The following is an 18,054-nucleotide window of genomic DNA, read 5'->3' on the forward strand; positions in this document are numbered from 1 at the left end:
CATGGCACGTCTGCTCTACCGACTCGGCTCCGGCGCGCACCGCCGCCGCCTGGTCGTCGTCCTGCTGTGGCTGCTCGTGCTCGGCGGCACGGCGGTCGGCGCGAGCACCCTGGCCGGGACGACGTCCGGCTCCTTCTCCATCCCGGGGCAGGAGTCCACCACCGCCCTGGACAAGATCTCCGACGAGTTCGGCCAGGGCGGCGGCGCGACCGCGCGCGTGGTCGTCCAGGCGCCGGACGGGCAGCAGGTCACGTCCCCGGAGAACGCGCCGAAGCTCGCGCAACTGGTGCAGGAGCTGGCGAAGCTGCCCGGCGTGACGTCGGCGAGCAACCCGCTCGACCCGCAGGCGCCCACCGTGAACGCCGGGCAGGACGTCGCCTACAGCACCGTGACCTACGAGGCCAAGCCCGGCGACGTCACCGAGGAGCAGCGCAACGCCCTCTTCGACGCCACGCGGGGCGTGTCCGGGCTGACCGTCGAGGCGACCGGCGAGGCCACCCAGGCGCCGCCGCACGTGGGCGGTCCGGCCGAGGTCATCGGCGTGATCATCGCGCTGCTGGTGCTCGCGGTCACCTACGGCTCGCTCGTGCTGGCCGGCATGAACCTGCTGACCGCCGCGGTCGGCGTGGGCATCGGCGCGCTGGGCGTCACGATCGCCACCGGCTTCATGGACCTCCAGTCCACCACCCCGATCCTGGCCGCGATGCTGGGCCTGGCGGTCGGCATCGACTACGCCCTGTTCATCATCAACCGCTACCGGCAGGAGCTGCGCCGGGGCCGGGACGTGGGCGACGCCATCGGCACCGCCGTGGGCACCGCGGGCTCCGCCGTGGTCACCGCCGGCCTGACCGTGGTCATCGCGCTGGCGGGCCTGGCCGTGGTCGGCATCCCGTTCCTGACCCAGATGGGCGTGGCCGCCGCGCTGACGATCGTGGTCGCGGTGCTCGTCGCGGTCACGCTCGTGCCGGCCGTGCTCGGCTACCTCGGCCGCCGCGTGCTGCCGCGCAAGGAGCGCGCCGCCGCGCCCGCCGCTCCCGCGGACGTCGAGCCGGACGGGCGCGGCTTCTTCCGCGGCTGGATCGGGGCGGTGTCCCGGCACCGGGTCGTGGCGCTGCTGCTGGCCGTCGTGGGGTTGGGCGCGATCGCCGTGCCCGTGCTGTCGATGGAGACGACGCTGGTCGCCGCGCCGGCCGCGGACTCCAGCCAGGCCCGCGCGGAGCGGATGCTCGCGGACGGCTTCGGCGAGGGCTTCAACGGACCGCTGATCGTGCTGTTCGAGGGCGACAACGCCGCCGCGACGGCCGCCGCCGCCGTCCCCTCCATCCAGGGTGCCGACGACGTCGCGCTGGTCACGCCGCCGAGGCCGAACGCCGACGGCACGGCCGCGATGGTCACCGTGATCCCGGAGTCCGGCCCGGCGACGGCGGCCACCGAGCAGCTCGTCACCGACCTGCGCGACCGGCTGGCCGACGTGGACGGCGCGACGACCTACGTCACCGGCGCCACCGCGGTCAGCGTGGACGTGGCCGTGGCGCTGGACGAGGCCATGCCGGTCTACCTGGCGCTGGTCGTCGGCCTCGCGCTGGTGCTGCTGGTCCTGGTGTTCCGGTCGATCCTGGTGCCGCTGGTGGGCGTGCTGGGCTTCCTGCTGACCATCGGCGCGTCGCTCGGCGCGACGGTCGCGGTGTTCCAGTGGGGCTGGCTGGCCGACGCGGTCAACCTCGACGGCACGGGCCCGCTGCTCAGCCTCACCCCGATCCTGATGGTGGGCATCCTGTTCGGCCTGGCCATGGACTACCAGATCTTCCTGGTGTCCCGGATGCACGAGGCGCACCACCGCGGCCGGCAGCCCCTGGCCGCGATCGACACCGGGTTCCGCCAGGCCGCGCCGGTGGTCGTGGCCGCCGCGCTGATCATGTTCTCGGTGTTCGCGGGCTTCGTGCCGGCGGGCGAGGGCCCGATGAAGTCCATCGCGTTCGCGCTGGCCATCGGCATCCTGGTCGACGCGTTCGTGGTCCGCATGGTCCTGGTGCCCGCCGCGCTGGCCCTGCTGGGCGAGAAGGCCTGGTGGCTGCCGAAGTGGCTGCGCCGCCTGCCCGCGCTCGACGTGGAGGGCGCGGCGCTGGAGGAGGACCGGAAGGTCCTGGTCGACGCGGCGCGCTGACCGCCGCCGGTCCGGCGCCGAACCCGGCGCCGGACCGGTCCCGCGACCTCAGACCGACTCGGCCAGCCACTCCTCGAACGTGGTCGGCGCGATGCGGACGCGGTCGCCCGGCAGCAGCGCGTCGCCGGCCATCTCCACGCCGAACACGCCCGACCACGTCGGCACCAGGCGCACGTCCCGGCCACGCGCCTGGTGCGTGCGCCGCGCCATGTCCACCAGGTCCTGCGTCTGCGGGCCCGCGACGTCCGCGTAACGCCCCTGCGGCTCGCCCGCGGCGATCTCGGCGAGGACGTCGGCCACGTCCCGCGGCGCGACGGGCTGCACGAGCAGCGGCGCGATGGTCGCGACGCCGTCCTGCTCGGCCCAGCCCGCGACCATCTCCGCGAAGTCGTGGAACTGCGTGGCCGGCACGATCGTCCACGGCACGGGACCCTCGGTGACCAGGCGTTCCTGCTCGCGCTTGCCCGCGTAGTGCGCGTTGCCCTCGATGTCGGCGATGCCGACGATGGACAGCAGCACGTGGTGCCGCACGCCGGCGCGTGCCTCGGCGTCGAGCAGCGTGCGCGTCATCGAGCCGAACAGTTCCACCGTCCGGGCGCGGTCGACCGCCGCGATGTTCGTGGCGTCCACCACCGCGTCGACGCCGGCCAACGCCGCGTCGAGCCCTTCACCGGTCCGCAGGTCGACGCCCGCCGAACGGCTGATGCGCACGACCTCGTGCCCGCCGCGCTCCAGGGCGGCCGCGGTGAGGGAGCCGATGTTGCCGGTCGCGCCGGCCACTGCGATACGCATGACGATCCTTCCACTGCCGAGTACCTGCCTCGACCGTATCGAGGACTAAATAGATCCGCAATGTCTTGGATAGACTGGCCGGGTGAAGCTGCCTGTGAGCACGGAGTGGGTACTGCACTGCGCCACCACCCTGGCGCAGCTCGAACCGGGGGCCACCGCGTCGGCGGCCCAGCTCGCGGCGTACTACGACCTGCCCGCGCCCTACCTCGCCAAGCAGTTGCAGGCGCTGGTCAAGGCGGGCGTGCTGGCCGCGACGACCGGCCCGCGCGGCGGCTTCCGACTCGCCCGGCCCGCGTCCGAGATCACGTTGTTGCAGGTGGTGGAGGCGGTCGACGGGGCGTCCTCGCCGTACGAGTGCCAGGAGATCCGGCAGCGGGGCCGGGGCGCGCTGCCCGCCGAGGACTGCCGGGACACGTGCGTGCTCGCGGCGAAGATGGCCGACGCGCACGCCGCGTGGCGGCGCACCCTGGCTGCGGAGTCCCTCGCCGACGTGCTGGCCGAGCTGCCGCCGACCGCGCCCGCCCGCACCCGCTCGCTCCTCGCGGCCACGGCGTCCGCGACCCGGCGGACGCCCTGAGGCACGAAGCCGGTTCGGCCGAACGCCTGCGCGGGCACTGCGCCTGCCGATATAGCTGTACCCCGCGTGTCCCATGGCCCCCAGGTCGGCGCCGAATCGTAACGCGAGTGGATCACCAGGGCAGGCGACCACCGGGAACCGGTCCATTGTGGAGTGATGGATTTCCGCCCCTCGAACCGCGGTTGCGCCGGACGGGTGATGTGCCACCGTCGGTGATCTCTCCCGGTAACGCCTTTCCGCCACCCGGCCGATGTCCGGTCAACCGCCGCGCCCGACACGCTCCCGCGCGCGGCACGGTACGGAGGAGGCGCAGTGGTCGCAGGCTATGCGGTGGTCGACGTCGAGACGACCGGCCTCCACCCGGGGTTCCACCACCGGGTGGTCGAGGTGGCGGTGGTGCACGTGGACCGGCGCGGTCGGGTCGTGGACGAGTGGTGCACGCTGGTCAACCCGGAACGGGACCTCGGCCCGCAGCACGTCCACGGCATCACGGCGGGGCAGGCGCGGCAGGCGCCGACGTTCGCCGAGATCACCGGCGACCTCGGCGGGCGGCTGGCCGGGCACGTGGTGGTCGGCCACAACGTGTCGTTCGACCTGGGCTTCCTGTCCGCGGAGTTCCGTCGGGCGGGGCTGGACGTGCCGCTGACGGTCGGCGCCGGCCTGTGCACCATGAAGCTCGCCGGCCGGTACCTGGCCGCCGCGACCCGCTCGTTGGCCGCGTGCTGCGAGGCGGCCGGGGTCGACGTGGGGCGGGCGCACTCGGCGCTGCACGACGCCCACGCCGCGGCGGCCCTGTTCGGGCACTTCCTGCGGGCCGCGGGCCGGCCGGAGCCGTGGCGCGACCGGTTGGACGACGCCGAACTGCGGCCGTGGCCGGTCCTCCCGCCGCCGACCGGCCGGGTGCTGCCGCGCGGCACGAACCACACCCCGCCGGCGCACTTCCTGGCCCGGCTGGTCGACGGCATGCCGCGCGTGCCGCACCCGCCGCGGGCGGACGAGTACCTGTCGGTGCTCGACGGCGCGCTGCTCGACCGGCACCTGTCCGCGACCGAGCAGGCCGAGCTGGTGAGCGTCGCGGGTTCGCTCGGGCTGGGCCGCGCCGACGTGGAGCGGTTGCACGGGCAGTACCTCGTGGCGCTGGCGCGGCGCGCCTGGGCCGACGAGGTGGTCACGAGGGAGGAGCAGGCCGATCTGCGGCTGGTCGCCGTCCTGTTGGGACTGTCCGAGGCCGAGGCCGACGAAGCACTGGCGACGGCCCGTGACGCGCAACGACCGCACGCCGACGCAGACTGGGGCGGCTTTCGGCTCGGGGCCGGTGACGCGGTCGTCTTCACGGGGCAGATGAGCCTGCCCCGGGAGACGTGGGAGGCACGCGCCGTCGCCGCCGGCCTGACCGTGCGGGACCAAGTCACCAAGAAGACGCGCCTGGTCGTGGCCGCGGACCCGGACTCGTTGTCGGGCAAGGCGAAGAAGGCCAACGGTTACGGCATTCCGATCGTCGCCGAGGACGCGTTCGAGCGCCTGCTCGACGCGGTCCGGGTGCGGGAGGTCTCATGACGACCGACGCGCGGCACGACCCGGTCGGCGCGCCGCTGACCCGTGCCGGGGACGGGCGGATGATGATCGGCCACGTCGTGGTGTGCCGAGGGGGCGGGGCGGGCGACGTGGACGCGGTCGCCGTCTGGCACGTCGACACCGGCGGCGCGCTGCGGCGCGGCGGCTGCTCGCCTCCTGCCGGCGGCGCGCGGTGCTGGCGTGGGACCCGGCGGACCCGATCGCGATCCTGCGGGAGCTGGAGCGCACGGCCGGCGCGACGCCCGGGGACTGGGCAGCCTCGGCGGTGTCCATCCCGTTCGCACTGGCCGAGGTCGCGTCCGTGCGCGCCGCCTACGAGAAGCGGGTGGCCGAGGAGCGGTCCCGCAACAAGGACGTCATGGACCTGGAGTGGGACGTGCCGCTGCCCGACCCGCTGCCCGGCACGCCGGAGGAGCTGCACCGCTGGACCAGGCAGGCCGTGGTGGTCGCGCCGACGCGCGTGGCCACCGCGGCCCTGGTGACGGGACGGTTGGCCGGGTGGGTGGTGCGGCGGTGGCGTGAGACCGCGAACGCGCTCGGGCGGCGCGACTACCTGCGGGCGGAGTTCGGCGAACCCACGGTGCTCGCGCCGGAATGGGAGCGCCGGGTGGCGGACGCGTTCCGGCCCGCGTGACCGGCAGGTCCGATTCAGGTGACCCGGATCACCGTTGTGAAAAGCGGGAGCCCGATGGGGTCACGACGTGTAGCGTGGGTGCCATCGGGGAAGTTCACTTTCACACCCCCGAACACCCCTCGCGCCGTGCGGGGATCTCCGGACCGGCATCGCCGACCGTGAGCACGCAGCGGGCGCGGAGAAAGTCGGAAGCACATGTCATCCACGTACCAAGAGCTGTTCAGCCACCCGGACACGGACCGGCCCGACGACATCGGCGTCGTGCGCCGGGACGAGCAGCGGTCCTACACCGACCTGTTCCGCGAGCCGGCCGAGGTGCCGTCGCAGAGCACCGGCGGCACCTCCTGACCGACGCCGCGACCGCCCGTTCCGCAGTCCGGTCTCACCGGTAGAACGGGCGGTAGCCGCCCACGCCCTCGTCGTCCGCGCCGTGCCAGAAGTCCGGCGCGTACGGCGTGTCCGGCACGGGCACCGGCTCGGCAGGCGGCGTCGGCGCGGGCACGACGGCGGTCCCCGCCACCTCGTCCACGTCGATCGCGAGCCGGTCCAGGTCGTTGACCAGCCGCCGGACGCCGGGGTGGTCGCGTGACGCCCGGCGCAACGACTCGACGTGCGCCTGGGCCTGTTCGATCAGCGCCCGCAGGGCGCTCACGTCCTGGTGCGACATCGCGGCCTCACAGTGGGATGTTGGTGTGCCGTCCCCGTCCGGACGGCGCGTCCGCCAGCGCCTTCGCGATCCGCACCCGGGTCTCCTCGGGCGCGATCACCTCGTCCACCACGCCCAGCGCCATCGCCCGGTCCACGCCGCCCGCGATGCGCCGGTGCTCCTCGACCAGCCGCTCGCGCAGCCCGTCCCGCTCGGACTCGTCGGCCGCGGCGAGCTTCTTGCGGTGCAGGATGCCCACCGCGGCTTCCACGCCCATCACCGCCACCTCGGCGTCCGGCCACGCGAACACCGCCGTCGCGCCCAGCGACCGCGAGTTCATCGCGATGTACGCGCCGCCGTACGACTTGCGCGTGATCAGGGTGACCCGGGGCACCGCGGACTCGGCGAACGCGTGCAGCAGCTTCGCGCCCCGCCGCACCACGCCACCCCACTCCTGGCCGACGCCGGGCAGGTAACCGGGCACGTCCACCAGCACCACCAGCGGCACGCCCAGCGAGTCGCACATCCGCACGAACCGCGCGGCCTTCTCGGCCGACAGCGAGTCCAGGCAGCCGCCCTTGCGCAGCGGGTTGTTCGCGATCACGCCGACCGAGCGCCCGCACAGCCGCCCGAAGCCGACCACGACGTTCGGCGCCCAGCCGGCCTGCAGCTCCTCGAACACCGCGTCGTCCAGCAGCCCGTGCACCACCGGGTGCACGTCGTACGCGCGCCGCGGTGATTCCGGCAGCAACGCGCGCAGGTCCGCGGGCTCGCCCGCCGCGCCGACCTCGACCACGCCCGGCCGGGTGAAGAACCCGGTGAGCCGCCGCACCCGCCGGTACGCCTCGTCCTCCGTCGGCACCACGACGTGCGCCACACCGGACTTGCGGCCGTGCGCCGTCGGCCCGCCCAGCCCTTCCATGTCGATCACCTCGCCGGTGACCGTGCGCACCACGTCCGGCCCGGTGACGAACAGCCGCGCGTCCTCGGACATCACCACCACGTCGGTCAGCGCCGGGCCGTACGCGGCGGCGCCCGCGGCCGGGCCGAGCACCACGGAGATCTGCGGTACCACCCCCGACGCGCGGGTCATCGCGGCGAACATGCGGCCCACGCCGTCCATCGACTCGACACCGTCGGCGAGCTTCGCGCCGCCGGAGTGCCACAACCCGATCACGGGCACGCCCGCCGCCACCGCCGCGTCGATGGCGTCCACGATGTGCAGCGCGCCGGACATGCCCAGCGCACCGCCCATCCGGGTGGCGTCGGTGCAGTAGGCGATCACCGGCTCGCCGTCCACCAGGCCGCTGACCGCGCTCACGCCGCTGTCGTCCGCCGGGTGCAGCGGCCGCGCGGAGCCCGCGTCCAGCAGCCGGCCGAGCCGGACGGCGGGCGCGCGGAAATCGGTCTCGGACTCGCGCGCCCCGACGTGGGCGGGCACGGTCTGCGCCGTCATGGTTCCCCCGATGTGCCAGGTGGTGTCACGACGGAATATGGCCGCACCCGAGCGCCGTGGGAACCCCAGCACAACCCCTGCACCGACCCCTGTACCGACCTCTGCGGGCGGGCGGAACCCCCCGGTGCCGTGCAACACCGGGGGGCCGGTCAGGCGGTGGTCACTCCGCGCGCCACAGCGCGGGCACGTTCGGCGGTTCCCAGCCCGGCTGGGCGAGGTGCCCCTGCAAGCACACGTACCCGACGCCGTTGTAGGTGACGGTCGCGCCGATCGCGTAGTTCGTGCCCGCCGCCCACGTGCCGCCGCCCGGCGAGGACGGGGTGGTCGTGGTGGAGGTCGGCCGCGTGGTGCTGCTCTGCGGCACGTTCAGCACGAAGTCGAACTTCGCCTCGCGGGCGTTGCCGACCGTGCGCACCTCCATCAGCAGCCGCGGGTCGAAGATGGTGTCGGTGTTGTTGCGCGGCTCGCCCGGGAAGTACAGCTGGGTGGTGAGCACGGGCCGCCCGGGCGCCTGGAGCTTCACGTGGATGTGCCGGGTGCGGCCGGGGTACAGGCCGGGCACGATCGTGGTCAGCGAGAACGTGCCGTCCGGGTTGGTGAACTGGTGGCCGCGGAACCGGTAGCCGGTGTTGTCGTAGACGCCGTTGACGTCGGCCTGCCAGAAGTCCACCAGCACGTTGCCCAGCGGCAGGCACGCCAGGCCGAACACGTAGCCGGTGACGGTGAGCCGGGTGCCCTGGGTGCCCGCGTCGACCAGCGACGTGCGGCGGGGCGAGTTCGGCTTGAAGTACGGGCCCTCGGTCTGCGGCGGGGTCGGGTCGTCGCCGTCGTCGCACGCCGGCGTCAGCTCCAGCGGTCCGCCGTCCGCGCCGATCGTGCGGGCCAGCGCGGGCACGCCCATCATCGCCACCGGCAGCGCGACACCCGCGGCCACCGCGGCGCGCAGCACCGTCTTGCGGCTGAGGTGGCGGGGGTCCGCCTCGTCGCCGGGTGCGTTCTCGGGCGTGCCGCGGTCGCCGTCCGTGGATGCGTCCATGCCTGCTCCTTTGAGCCAGCTCCTCGTGGGGCTGTCGGTTCGGGATCACCACGAACGTACGGACGGCTCCCGGCCGCGGACGATGGACTGACACGGCTGTTCGTGGTGATCCTCGCGGTCGGCGTTGCCGGTCGCGCTCACTGTGAACGGCCGGCCGCGCGCCGGAAGGCGCCGGGGCTCACGCCCGCCTCGCGGCGGAAGAAGCGGCAGAAGTAGGCGGGGTCGTCGAACCCCACCCGGTTCGCCACCTGCCGCACGCTCAGGTCGGTCTTCACCAGCAGCCGCTGCGCCTCCTGCGTGCGCGCCTGGCGGACGAGCTGCGACGGCGTCCGGCCGGTCGCCGCCTTCACCGCCTCGGTCAGGTAGCCGGGCGTGACGCCGATCCGCTCCGCGTACGCGCGCACCGACCACAGCCGGTGGTCGGTGCGGCCGGACAACCGGACGAACTCCTCCGCGACCGCTCCGGGCCGGGCGGGCGGCGGCGCGGCCGGTGTCCCGGGCAGCCGGGCGGCGCGCACGACGAGCACGTGCAGCAGCGCGCGCAGCACGGTCTCCACGCCCGGCTCGCCCCGCCGGTACTCGTCGTGCAGCTCGGCGATCGACCGGCCGATCCGGGCGTGGGTCCGCTCGTCCAGCGTGAGCCAGGGCCGCTCGCTCAGCCGGCGCAGCAGCTCGCGGTCGCCGGGGTGGTCGAGCAGGAAGTCGTCGGTGAACAGCAGCACCGAGCCGTGCAGGTCGCGCGCGTCGTCCCAGTGGTGCACCTGGCCGGGCGCGATCACGCACAGGTGCGGCGGGCGCAGCTCCCAGCGGGCCAGGTCGACCACGTGCGTGCCGGTGCCGCCGGTGACGTGCACGATCTCGTGGAACGTGTGCCGGTGCGGGAACGACGCGCGGGACAGGGGCCCGATCGAGTCGAACGTGCCGACCGCGAACGGCAGCGCCTCGGGCACCGGCACCTCCAGCCGGTGCAGGGGCAGCTCACCGTCGCGCGGTGCCCGGCAGGGCGTTCCGGGTAACACGGTCGTGCCGCGCATCGTCGGACTCCTCTCCGTCGAAGGTCCAGACCAATTTCGCCTCCGGTCACCATGGCACGACGGGACGCGCGGGGGAAATGCCGTTCTCCTCAGGTCGGCGATGCGGTGAGTCCGCCGCTGTCAGCCGGATTGGGCCGGATTGTCCGTGCCGGTGAACTCGGCGAGCCGTTCGAACAGCGTGTACGCCGCCAGGAGGTGCTCCGGCTCTTCGGTGAAGTGCGCCGCGTGGAGGTAGGGGTAGAAGACGACCGCCGTGCTGTCGGGCAGGCAGAAGCGGGTCAGCGGGTGGTACTCGATACCGGGGAACACGCCGGCTTCGTGCCGGAGCACACGCACGACCACGTCGTGGCGGTCGACGGTAGTGCTCTCGAGGACGTAGGCGGTGCAGCGGTGGACGCCAAGATCTTCGAGGGCGGGGTGGATGCCGAGCGGCGCGAAGATGTCGATCCGCTCCGAGACGCGGCACAAGATGTTGACCATGCTCGTGGCCGGGGAGCCCCACGCGCACTGCACGGTCGGGTCGGGCGTCGGGTCGTCCGTGAGCCCTTTCTCCAGTCGCTGCACGGCGTCGGGGGATCGGCCGCTGCGAGCCGCGAGTTCCGCCACCGTCAGGCCGGCGGCTTCACGGACGCGACGCAGCTCGATCCCGAGCACGCGACCGCGCAGTGACGGCTTGGGTGCCGAGGGAGGCAGCTGGCCATCGTGCCTGATCATCTTCACTCTCCGAGTCGTTGACAGGTGTCCGGGTGCGCGAGCTGGACTCGATCAGCACACGGCTTGGGACCGTGGTTCAGTGCCACCATCACGACCGACCTCGGTGAGAGCCCCGTTGCGCTGTGGCGGTTGACGCGTTGTCCGCCGCCTCGCGAGGCCAGGGGAACACGGGGATGCCTTCCTGCTCCCGCCATCTCCGGTCGCAATCGCGGCAAGTGGGCCAGCAGCCGTCAGGGCAGCGTGGTGGCGGTTCGTGTGGCACCGTCACGGCCACCCCGCACAAAGTCCGGCCTTCGTCCCTGGCCGCCATGGAGTCCGGGATCGCGTGACGACGTCCCTGGTAGGGCAGCCAGCGGAACGGTCGGATTCCCATCAGGGGCGACCTGGGTGGGGAGTCGAGCAGAGGCGCACCGCCATCGCTGATCGGCCTGGGCCGGGATGAGGCGTGATAGCGACGGCATGGGTAGCCGTGGCGATCGTCACCGGAAGCCTCCTCGTTACGCTTGGTTTCCAACTGATCACGTGCGCAGCACCAGAGTGGATCGCAAGTTGCGGACTCCGCAAGTGTCGAACCGGGAGATTGCAGGTTCTCCGCTCGATCGAGTGACCTGCTGCCGTCAAGTGCGGCCGTAAGGTGCTGTGGGATGTAGTTCGGCGAGGAAGGGAAAGCGTGGCGACGGAGAACATCCCGCCCAACGTGCGCAAGCGGCTGGCGGTCAGGCTCAAGGAGTTGCGCGGTGATCGCCGCCAAGAGGACGTCGTCCGCGCGCTTCAGGCGATCCCGGGCAGCGGCAGGTGGTCTGTCACGAAGCTCAGCCGGATGGAGAACGATCAAGCACGGGTGCAACCTGATGTGGTTGAAGACCTCCTGACCATCTACGGGCACGACGACCCCGAGGAACTCGCGAGGCTCAAGCTGTGGGCGCGAGCCGCCCGCGACAAGGGCTATTGGCAGAAAGGCCGACGAGGTCTGCCGGACAACATGGCGGACTTCGGCGAGTACGAGGACCGGGCGGTTGTACAGCGCGTCTGGGAGCCGCTACTCGTGCCCGGCCTCTGCCAGTCGGAGGGCTACGCCCGCGCGGTGATCTCCGGTATTGAACCGAGCATTGACCACGACGAGCTGGAACGGCGTGTCGCCACGCGGATGGCCCGGCAGGCGGTTCTCTCACGTGAAGATCCGCAAGAGCTGTGGGTGCTGCTGGACGAGCGCGTTCTCCGGGCGCGGATCGGTTCGGTCGACGTGCGTCTCGAACAGCTTCGTCGCCTGGTGGAACTGGCGTCGTGGAGCAACGTGACACTCCAGGTGGTGGCAGCCGACGCGGGGGGCGCACCCCGGCTTGTCCGGTTGGTTCACGATCTTCGGGTTCTCCGACGACACGGCGGATGTCGGCTACACCGACGGTCCTGGCGGAAGCCTGTATCTCGAAGACTCCGAGGACGTGCGGCGCTGTACGCTGATGTTCGGGCACCTGCTCGGAATCGCCGTCAACGCGGCCGACTCGATCGCGCTGATTGGCAAGGTGATCGAAGAGTTGGAGCGTGATCCTCGGTGATCGAAAACGCGGCTTCGTGGCGCAAGAGCAGTCGAAGTGGTGGCAGCAACGGCGGCGGCGGGTCGAACTGCGTCGAGGTGGCCTACGTCGACAGTCTGGTGGGACTCCGCGACTCCAAGCGTCCTGGTGTCGGGATCGCGGTCCCTGTCGACTCTTTCAGGACGTTCATCGCGAGGGTGAAGAGCGAAGGCCGCGAGCAGTAGCTCGTATGCGTTGTCAGTCTTCGACGTCGCCGGCGTAAGCGTTTCACCGAGGGGCATAACCTGCTCCAACTGGCTCAGCGTGCGCAGCAGGCGTTGCTCCCGGTCGGCGGCGTCCGACCTTCAGCAGCTCTTGGGCGCCCTCACCACGAATACCGGTGGCGCGTGATGTGCGGCGCCAGTCCGGGTTGCGGTAGATCCGGTCCGCCGGGACCCCTGGGCGGACCGTCCGAGCCACCGAGCAGGATGCCGGTGAGCGACGCGCGTTCGTCGGCCATCGCCCGCGCCACGTCGACGAGCTCGTCGCCCACCACCGGCACGCCGCCCCCGCCGTCCGCCCGCACCGCGTCCAGCACGGCGCGGCGCAGCAGCTCCTTGATGAACGACGCCGTGACGCCCTCGGTCGCCTCGACCACCGGCCCGAGGTCGGCGCGCAGGTCGACGTCCCGCCCGTACAGCTCGATCAGCCGGCGGCGGCCGTCCGCGTCCGGGCGGGGCACCTCCACGGCCAGGTCGATCCGGCCCGGTCGGTCGGCGAGCGCGCGTTCCAGCTCGTCGGCGCGGTTCGTGGTGAGGACGAACGTGACGTCCGCGTCCGCGCCGACCCCGTCCATCGCGTCGAGCAGGGTGAACAGCAGCGGGTTGGTGGGGCCGGCCGCGAAACCCCGGTCCAGGGCGATCAGGTCCACGTCCTCCACCACGACCATCGACGGCTGCAACCGCCGCGCCAGCGCCGCCGCCTGCCCGATCAGCCGCATCGCCGGGCCGGTCAGCAGGATCACCGTGCAGTCGCGCAGCCTGCTCATGAGGTAGCGGACGGTGTGCGTCTTGCCGGTGCCGGGCGGGCCGTGCAGCAGCAGGCCGCGCTTGAGGTGCTGCCCCGCCGCGAGCAGCCGCTCGGAGTGCTCGGCGATGCCGACGACGTGCTGCTCGATCGAGTCGAGCACGCCGTCGGGCAGCACCACGTCGTCGGCGTCCAGCGCGGGCCGCGGCAGGAACGTCACCAGCTCGTTGCCCCGGTGCTCGCTCACCCCGAACGCCAGCACCTGCCGCCGGAACGCGTCGTGCTCCCGCATCAACCGCTCGACCTCACCACCGACCGCCCGCGCCGCCGCGCGGTCGGCCGCGAGCACCTCCAACCGGCACGCCGGCGGCCCGAAGTCGTTGGGTCCGCGGATGCCGACGAGCACCGGCGTCCCGTCGGGCGCGGTCGTCGGCACCAGGCCGACCTGGACGACCTCGACGCTGTCCTCCGGCCCGACCGCCGCGGTCGCGTAGTCCGCCGCTCCGAGCGCGTACCCGCCGGAGTGCCGTGCCGCCAGGAGCATGCCCATGATGTCCTCGTGGCCGCGGTGCTGCCCACCGACCCCGAACCACTCGGCCTCCGGCGTGTGCGCCCTCAGGTACGCCTCCACCCCCAGGTGCAGGTTGACGTGCTCCCACACCTCGAACCGCGTGGACACCGACAGCACCTGCGCCAACTCACACCCGAGGTGTTCCCGGACCCGCCGCACCGACGGCGCCGCCTCACCGTCCTGCTCGACGACCTCCGCCGCCGCCTGCACCAACCGCCGCAAACCGGCCGCCAACGCCTTGGCGTCCTCGCTGTCGGGTGCGTCCCCCATGCACCCATCATGCCCGGATCCGGTGCACCTGACCCGTTGCTTTCTGACAACGTGTACGGATGCTCGTGGACGACTGGGGACGCCCGTTGAACGCCGACTTCTCGATCGAAGCCGAGGGGGGCGGGTTGTCGCTCGTGCTGGAGAGCGCAGGCGGGAAGAAGCGCGGTGGGGGCGTGCGTAACGCGGATTACAACGATGCGCTTGAGCTCTTGCTGCGCCGGCTCGGTGACCGGCGCGCCGTGGTCCGCACGGCGCTGGTCGACTCCCGCGCCACACAGAGGCTCGCCGAAGCAGACCGGCTGCTGGTGCACGAGCCGCTGCGGTTGACCTCGAGCCTCGACTTCGGCCGGTTGCGGATGCGACTCACCAGCGCCCAGGGGCGCATCGGCCAGCGAGAGGGCGCGCCGAAGGCGGGCAACAACAGCAAGCGCATCCGGCTCCGGCTGGAAGTGCCGGGGTACGGGCCACCGGACGGTGCGCGCCTGCAACGCGAGTTGGAAGGCGTCCGGCAGGACGTCGTGTGGCCGACGGGCCGGGCCGAGTTCGCCGCCAGGGCCGAGGACGAACTGCGCGTGCGCATCGGTGAGGAGCTGCCGGGTGGAGGTCGGATCGTCGCGGTGCCCGGAGGCGCCGTGGTGGTGGAAACCTCCCGGGGGTTCGAGGAGATTCCGCTCGACGAGGTGCAGGCGGGGCTCGACCGATTCGCCGAGAACGGGAAGGCGCCGGTCAGCGGCCTGGTGGACGCGCTGGTCGCAGTGGCGGTCGGTGCCGAGGTCGACGGTGGACAAGCCGTGGTCTCACCGCCGAAGCGCACGAACCGGCAGTTCGCCGGGTTCGACGGCAGGGCGTTCGCCAAGTACCGCAAAGAACAGGGCGCGTTGCGGAAACTGCTGGTCAGGGGAGCAGGACAGGCCGAGTGCGCGCTGTGCGGACGACCGTTCCCGGTGGAATTCCTGATCGCCGCCCACATCAAGGCGAGGAAGGTGGCGTCATCCCCGGAGCGCCAGGACCTGGAGAACATCGCGATGCTCGCCTGCTCGTTCGGCTGCGACCGGTTGTTCGAGCTGGGCTACGTCGCCGTGGACGAGCGGGGCGTGGTGCTGACCACCTCCACCGGAGGACCGCTCGACCTGCACCTGCGACTGCTGGAGGGCCGGCGGAGCGGTGCGTTCACCGACCGGTCCGCGAAGTACTTCCGCTGGCACCGGGAGAACGTGTTCCGGGGGACGGGCGGGGCCTGACCCCGGCGCTGTCCGTCGCCGTCAGGCGTCGAAGAGGCGGCAACGCCGCCTCAGGCGGCGGTGGACAGCGACATGGAGGTGAACTGTGGTGGTGTGCCCGGCGGGTGTCGCCCGGCACACCACCCGGGGTCCGTCGCCGCAGTTCAAGCGTCGGAGCGGGGGGAGCGTCGGAGGGGTCCGTTAGGATCGCGCGATGGCTTCGCAAGAGGTGCTGCGAAGGATCTTCGGGTACGAGTCCTTCCGCGGGGACCAGCAGGACATCGTCGACCACGTCGTCTCGGGCGGGGACGCGCTGGTGCTCATGCCCACCGGGGGTGGGAAGTCGCTGTGCTACCAGATCCCCTCCCTGGTGCGCGAGGGCACCGGTGTGGTCGTGTCGCCGCTGATCGCGTTGATGCAGGACCAGGTGGACGCGCTGCGCGACCTCGGGGTGCGGGCCGGGTTCCTCAACTCGACCCAGTTCCCCGACGAGCGCGCCCTGGTCGAGGCGGAGTTCCTGGCCGGTGAGCTGGACCTGCTCTACCTCGCCCCCGAACGCCTGCGCACCGAGCAGACCACCCGGCTGCTCGAACGCGGCACGATCGCCCTGTTCGCCATCGACGAGGCGCACTGCGTGTCCCAGTGGGGCCACGACTTCCGGCCCGAGTACTTGGCGTTGTCGCACCTGCACGAGCGGTGGCCCGAGGTGCCGCGCATCGCGCTCACCGCGACCGCCACGCCGGCCACGCACGCCGAGATCGCCGAACGCCTCAACCTCGGCGCCGCGAAGCACTTCGTGTCCAGTTTCGACCGCCCGAACATCCAGTACCGGATCGTGCCCAAGAACGAGCCGAAGAAGCAGTTGCTGGAGCTGCTGCGCACCGAGCACGCGGGCGACGCGGGCATCGTCTACTGCCTGTCCCGCAACTCGGTGGAGAAGACCGCCGAGTTCCTGACCCAGAACGGCATCCCGGCGCTGCCCTACCACGCGGGCCTGGACGCGGGCACCCGTGCGCGCAACCAGTCGCGCTTCCTGCGCGAGGACGGCCTGGTGATGGTCGCCACCATCGCGTTCGGCATGGGCATCGACAAGCCGGACGTGCGGTTCGTCGCCCACCTGGACCTGCCGAAGTCCGTGGAGGGCTACTACCAGGAGACGGGCCGCGCGGGCCGCGACGGGTTGCCGTCCACCGCGTGGCTCGCCTACGGCCTGCAGGACGTCGTGCAGCAGCGCAAGATGATCGACGACTCCGAGGGCGACCAGCAGCACCGCCGCAAGCTCATGGCCCACCTGGACGCGATGCTGGCGCTGTGCGAGACGGTCGAGTGCCGCCGCGTGCGGCTGCTGGACTACTTCGGCCAGTCGAGCACGCCGTGCGGCAACTGCGACACCTGCCTCACCCCGCCGGAGACGTGGGACGGCACGGTGGCCGCGCAGAAGGTGCTGTCCACCGTGGTGCGGCTGCGCAACGAACGGCGGCAGAAGTTCGGCGCCGGCCAGACGATCGACATCCTGCTCGGCCGCAAGACCGCGAAGGTCATCCAGCACGACCACGACCAGCTCAAGGTCTTCGGCATCGGCACGGAGCTGAACGAGAGCGGCTGGCGCGGCGTGGTCCGCCAGTTGCTGGCCCAGGGCCTGCTCGCGGTGGAGGGCGAGTACTCCACGCTCGTGCTCACGCCCGCCAGCGACGAGGTCCTCTACCAGGGCCGCGAGGTGCTGATGCGGCGCGAGGCGGAACGCGCGGCCAGGGTCAAGACCGCCAAGGCGGCCAAGAGCGCGCCGGTGGACCTGCCCGCCGAGGCCGCGCCCGTGTTCGAGAAGCTGCGCACGTGGCGCACGGCGCAGGCGCGCGAGCAGGGCGTCCCGCCCTACATCATCTTCAACGACGCCACGCTGCGGCAGATCGCCGCCACCACACCGTCGACGTTGGACGAGCTGAGCGCGATCAGCGGCGTCGGCGAGAACAAGCTCGCCAAGTACGGTCAGCAGATCCTGGACACCCTGAGCGCATGAACGACCTCCGCGCCGACTGCACGCGCTGCTTCGCCCTGTGCTGCGTGGTGCCCGCCTTCGCCGAGTCGGTCGACTTCGCCATCGACAAACCGGCCCGCACGCCGTGCCCGAACCTGCGCGACGACTTCCGCTGCGGCATCCACACGAAGCTGCGGGACACGGGGTTCACCGGCTGCACGGTGTACGACTGCTTCGGCGCCGGCCAGCAGGTGGCGCAGGTGACGTTCGGCGGCACGAGCTGGCGTGCCGACCCGTCGTCCGCGCGGGCGATGTTCGACGTCTTCCCGGTCATGCGGCAGTTGCACGAGCTGCTCTGGTACCTGACCGAGGCGCTGGAGCTGGAACCGGCCCGCGCCCTGCACCCCGCCGTCCGCGAGCTGAGGGCGACGATCGGAGACCTCACCACCGGCACGCCCGAGGACCTGCTGGCGCTGGACGTCGGCCCGCACTGGGAGCGCGCGAACGCGCTGCTGCTGCGCGCCAGCGAGCTGACCAGGGGCAAGGGCAAGAACCGCCGGGGTGCGGACCTGATCGGCAAGGACCTCAAGGGCGCGAACCTGCGGGCGTCCAACCTGCGCGGCGCCTACCTCATCGGCGCGAAGCTGGTGAACGCGGACCTGCGGCTGGTCGACTTCATCGGCGCGGACCTGCGCGGCGCCGACCTGTCGGGGGCGAACCTGACCGGCGGCTTCTTCCTCACCCAGGCCCAGGTGGACGCGGCCAGGGGCGACGAGGCCACGAAGCTGCCGAGGTCGGTGACCCGCCCGGCGCACTGGGTACGTCGGCAGGCGTAGGCGCGCGAGCCGCC

Annotated in this window: 17 protein-coding genes and 2 pseudogenes; 11 read left to right on the forward strand and 8 right to left on the reverse strand. The window is 72.3% G+C overall.

All coding sequences use genetic code 11. The features are described 5' to 3' along the window. Position 1: 1 nt before the first annotated feature. Entirely contained in the window at positions 2-2,164 is a 2,163-nt protein-coding gene (locus FHX81_RS30430; RefSeq protein WP_141981701.1) for an MMPL family transporter, read from the forward strand. A 48-nt stretch (positions 2,165-2,212) separates the two neighbouring features. On the opposite strand, the gene FHX81_RS30435 is transcribed toward FHX81_RS30430, so the two are convergent. Beyond that, positions 2,213-2,956: an SDR family oxidoreductase gene (locus FHX81_RS30435; RefSeq protein WP_141981703.1), complete on the reverse strand. Its 744-nt coding sequence runs from the start codon at positions 2,954-2,956 to the stop codon at positions 2,213-2,215. An 82-nt stretch (positions 2,957-3,038) separates the two neighbouring features. On the opposite strand from FHX81_RS30435, the gene FHX81_RS30440 reads away from it, so the two are divergent. The 4 genes and pseudogenes from FHX81_RS30440 (at position 3,039) to FHX81_RS40845 (ending at position 6,090) form a co-directional block, all read left to right on the forward strand. After that, the gene (locus FHX81_RS30440) at positions 3,039-3,533 is read left to right on the forward strand and encodes an RrF2 family transcriptional regulator (RefSeq protein ID WP_141981705.1); all 495 of its coding nucleotides are present in this window, start codon (positions 3,039-3,041) and stop codon (positions 3,531-3,533) included. Between the two features lie 312 nt (positions 3,534-3,845). Continuing rightward, positions 3,846-5,090: an exonuclease domain-containing protein gene (locus FHX81_RS30445; protein ID WP_141981707.1), complete on the forward strand. Its 1,245-nt coding sequence runs from the start codon at positions 3,846-3,848 to the stop codon at positions 5,088-5,090. Between the two features lie 59 nt (positions 5,091-5,149). Continuing rightward, positions 5,150-5,742: pseudogene (locus tag FHX81_RS30450) on the forward strand (DUF6218 family protein). 195 nt (positions 5,743-5,937) lie between these two features. Beyond that, positions 5,938-6,090, forward strand: a complete 153-nt coding sequence (locus FHX81_RS40845) for a hypothetical protein (protein ID WP_170232224.1) — start codon at positions 5,938-5,940, stop codon at positions 6,088-6,090. A 34-nt stretch (positions 6,091-6,124) separates the two neighbouring features. Here FHX81_RS40845 and FHX81_RS30455 read toward each other — a convergent pair whose 3' ends face one another. The 6 genes from FHX81_RS30455 to FHX81_RS30480 all read right to left on the reverse strand — a co-directional run bounded on the left by FHX81_RS30455 (position 6,125) and on the right by FHX81_RS30480 (position 11,001). Beyond that, entirely contained in the window at positions 6,125-6,409 is a 285-nt protein-coding gene (locus tag FHX81_RS30455) for a hypothetical protein (protein WP_141981711.1), read from the reverse strand. Between the two features lie 7 nt (positions 6,410-6,416). After that, on the reverse strand, positions 6,417-7,844 hold the full coding sequence (locus FHX81_RS30460; RefSeq protein ID WP_141981713.1) for an acyl-CoA carboxylase subunit beta: 1,428 nt from the start codon (positions 7,842-7,844) through the stop codon (positions 6,417-6,419). Positions 7,845-8,004: 160 nt separating this feature from the next. Next, complete coding sequence (locus FHX81_RS30465) at positions 8,005-8,880, reverse strand: dioxygenase family protein (protein ID WP_141981715.1); 876 nt, start codon at positions 8,878-8,880, stop codon at positions 8,005-8,007. Between the two features lie 137 nt (positions 8,881-9,017). Further along, on the reverse strand, positions 9,018-9,914 hold the full coding sequence (locus FHX81_RS30470; protein WP_170232225.1) for an AraC family transcriptional regulator: 897 nt from the start codon (positions 9,912-9,914) through the stop codon (positions 9,018-9,020). A gap of 120 nt (positions 9,915-10,034) precedes the next feature. Next, the gene (locus tag FHX81_RS30475; protein WP_211363598.1) at positions 10,035-10,628 is read right to left on the reverse strand and encodes a helix-turn-helix domain-containing protein; all 594 of its coding nucleotides are present in this window, start codon (positions 10,626-10,628) and stop codon (positions 10,035-10,037) included. Positions 10,629-10,716: 88 nt separating this feature from the next. Then, positions 10,717-11,001 carry an HC3 family zinc finger protein gene (locus FHX81_RS30480; RefSeq protein ID WP_141981717.1) on the reverse strand — a complete coding sequence of 95 codons (285 nt, stop codon included), beginning with the start codon at positions 10,999-11,001 and terminating at the stop codon, positions 10,717-10,719. A 609-nt stretch (positions 11,002-11,610) separates the two neighbouring features. On the opposite strand from FHX81_RS30480, the pseudogene FHX81_RS43050 reads away from it, so the two are divergent. The 3 genes and pseudogenes from FHX81_RS43050 to FHX81_RS30490 form a co-directional block, all read left to right on the forward strand. Then, positions 11,611-11,934, forward strand: a pseudogene (locus FHX81_RS43050) (DUF5753 domain-containing protein); the annotation flags it as partial. 34 nt (positions 11,935-11,968) lie between these two features. Continuing rightward, positions 11,969-12,184, forward strand: a complete 216-nt coding sequence (locus tag FHX81_RS43055) for a Scr1 family TA system antitoxin-like transcriptional regulator (RefSeq protein WP_425473854.1) — start codon at positions 11,969-11,971, stop codon at positions 12,182-12,184. Then, positions 12,181-12,387 (forward strand): DUF397 domain-containing protein, encoded by a 207-nt coding sequence (locus FHX81_RS30490; protein WP_141981722.1) that lies wholly within the window; start codon positions 12,181-12,183, stop codon positions 12,385-12,387. Before FHX81_RS43055 ends, FHX81_RS30490 begins: the two co-directional genes overlap by 4 nt. A gap of 140 nt (positions 12,388-12,527) precedes the next feature. Here the strand turns inward: FHX81_RS30490 and FHX81_RS30495 are convergent, their stop codons facing one another. Continuing rightward, entirely contained in the window at positions 12,528-14,009 is a 1,482-nt protein-coding gene (locus FHX81_RS30495) for an AAA family ATPase (protein ID WP_141981724.1), read from the reverse strand. A 59-nt stretch (positions 14,010-14,068) separates the two neighbouring features. Between FHX81_RS30495 and FHX81_RS30500 the strand changes: the two genes are divergently transcribed. The 3 genes from FHX81_RS30500 to FHX81_RS30510 all read left to right on the forward strand — a co-directional run bounded on the left by FHX81_RS30500 (position 14,069) and on the right by FHX81_RS30510 (position 18,040). Beyond that, positions 14,069-15,250 carry a hypothetical protein gene (locus FHX81_RS30500; protein WP_141981726.1) on the forward strand — a complete coding sequence of 394 codons (1,182 nt, stop codon included), beginning with the start codon at positions 14,069-14,071 and terminating at the stop codon, positions 15,248-15,250. Between the two features lie 193 nt (positions 15,251-15,443). Beyond that, positions 15,444-17,246, forward strand: a complete 1,803-nt coding sequence (recQ, locus tag FHX81_RS30505) for a DNA helicase RecQ (RefSeq protein ID WP_141981728.1) — start codon at positions 15,444-15,446, stop codon at positions 17,244-17,246. Continuing rightward, positions 17,243-18,040, forward strand: coding sequence for a pentapeptide repeat-containing protein (locus FHX81_RS30510; RefSeq protein ID WP_141981730.1), 798 nt, complete (start codon positions 17,243-17,245; stop codon positions 18,038-18,040). Before recQ ends, FHX81_RS30510 begins: the two co-directional genes overlap by 4 nt. The last annotated feature ends 14 nt before the right edge of the window (positions 18,041-18,054 follow it).

The sequence above is a fragment of the Saccharothrix saharensis genome, from assembly GCF_006716745.1.
GTDB lineage: Bacteria > Actinomycetota > Actinomycetes > Mycobacteriales > Pseudonocardiaceae > Actinosynnema > Actinosynnema saharense.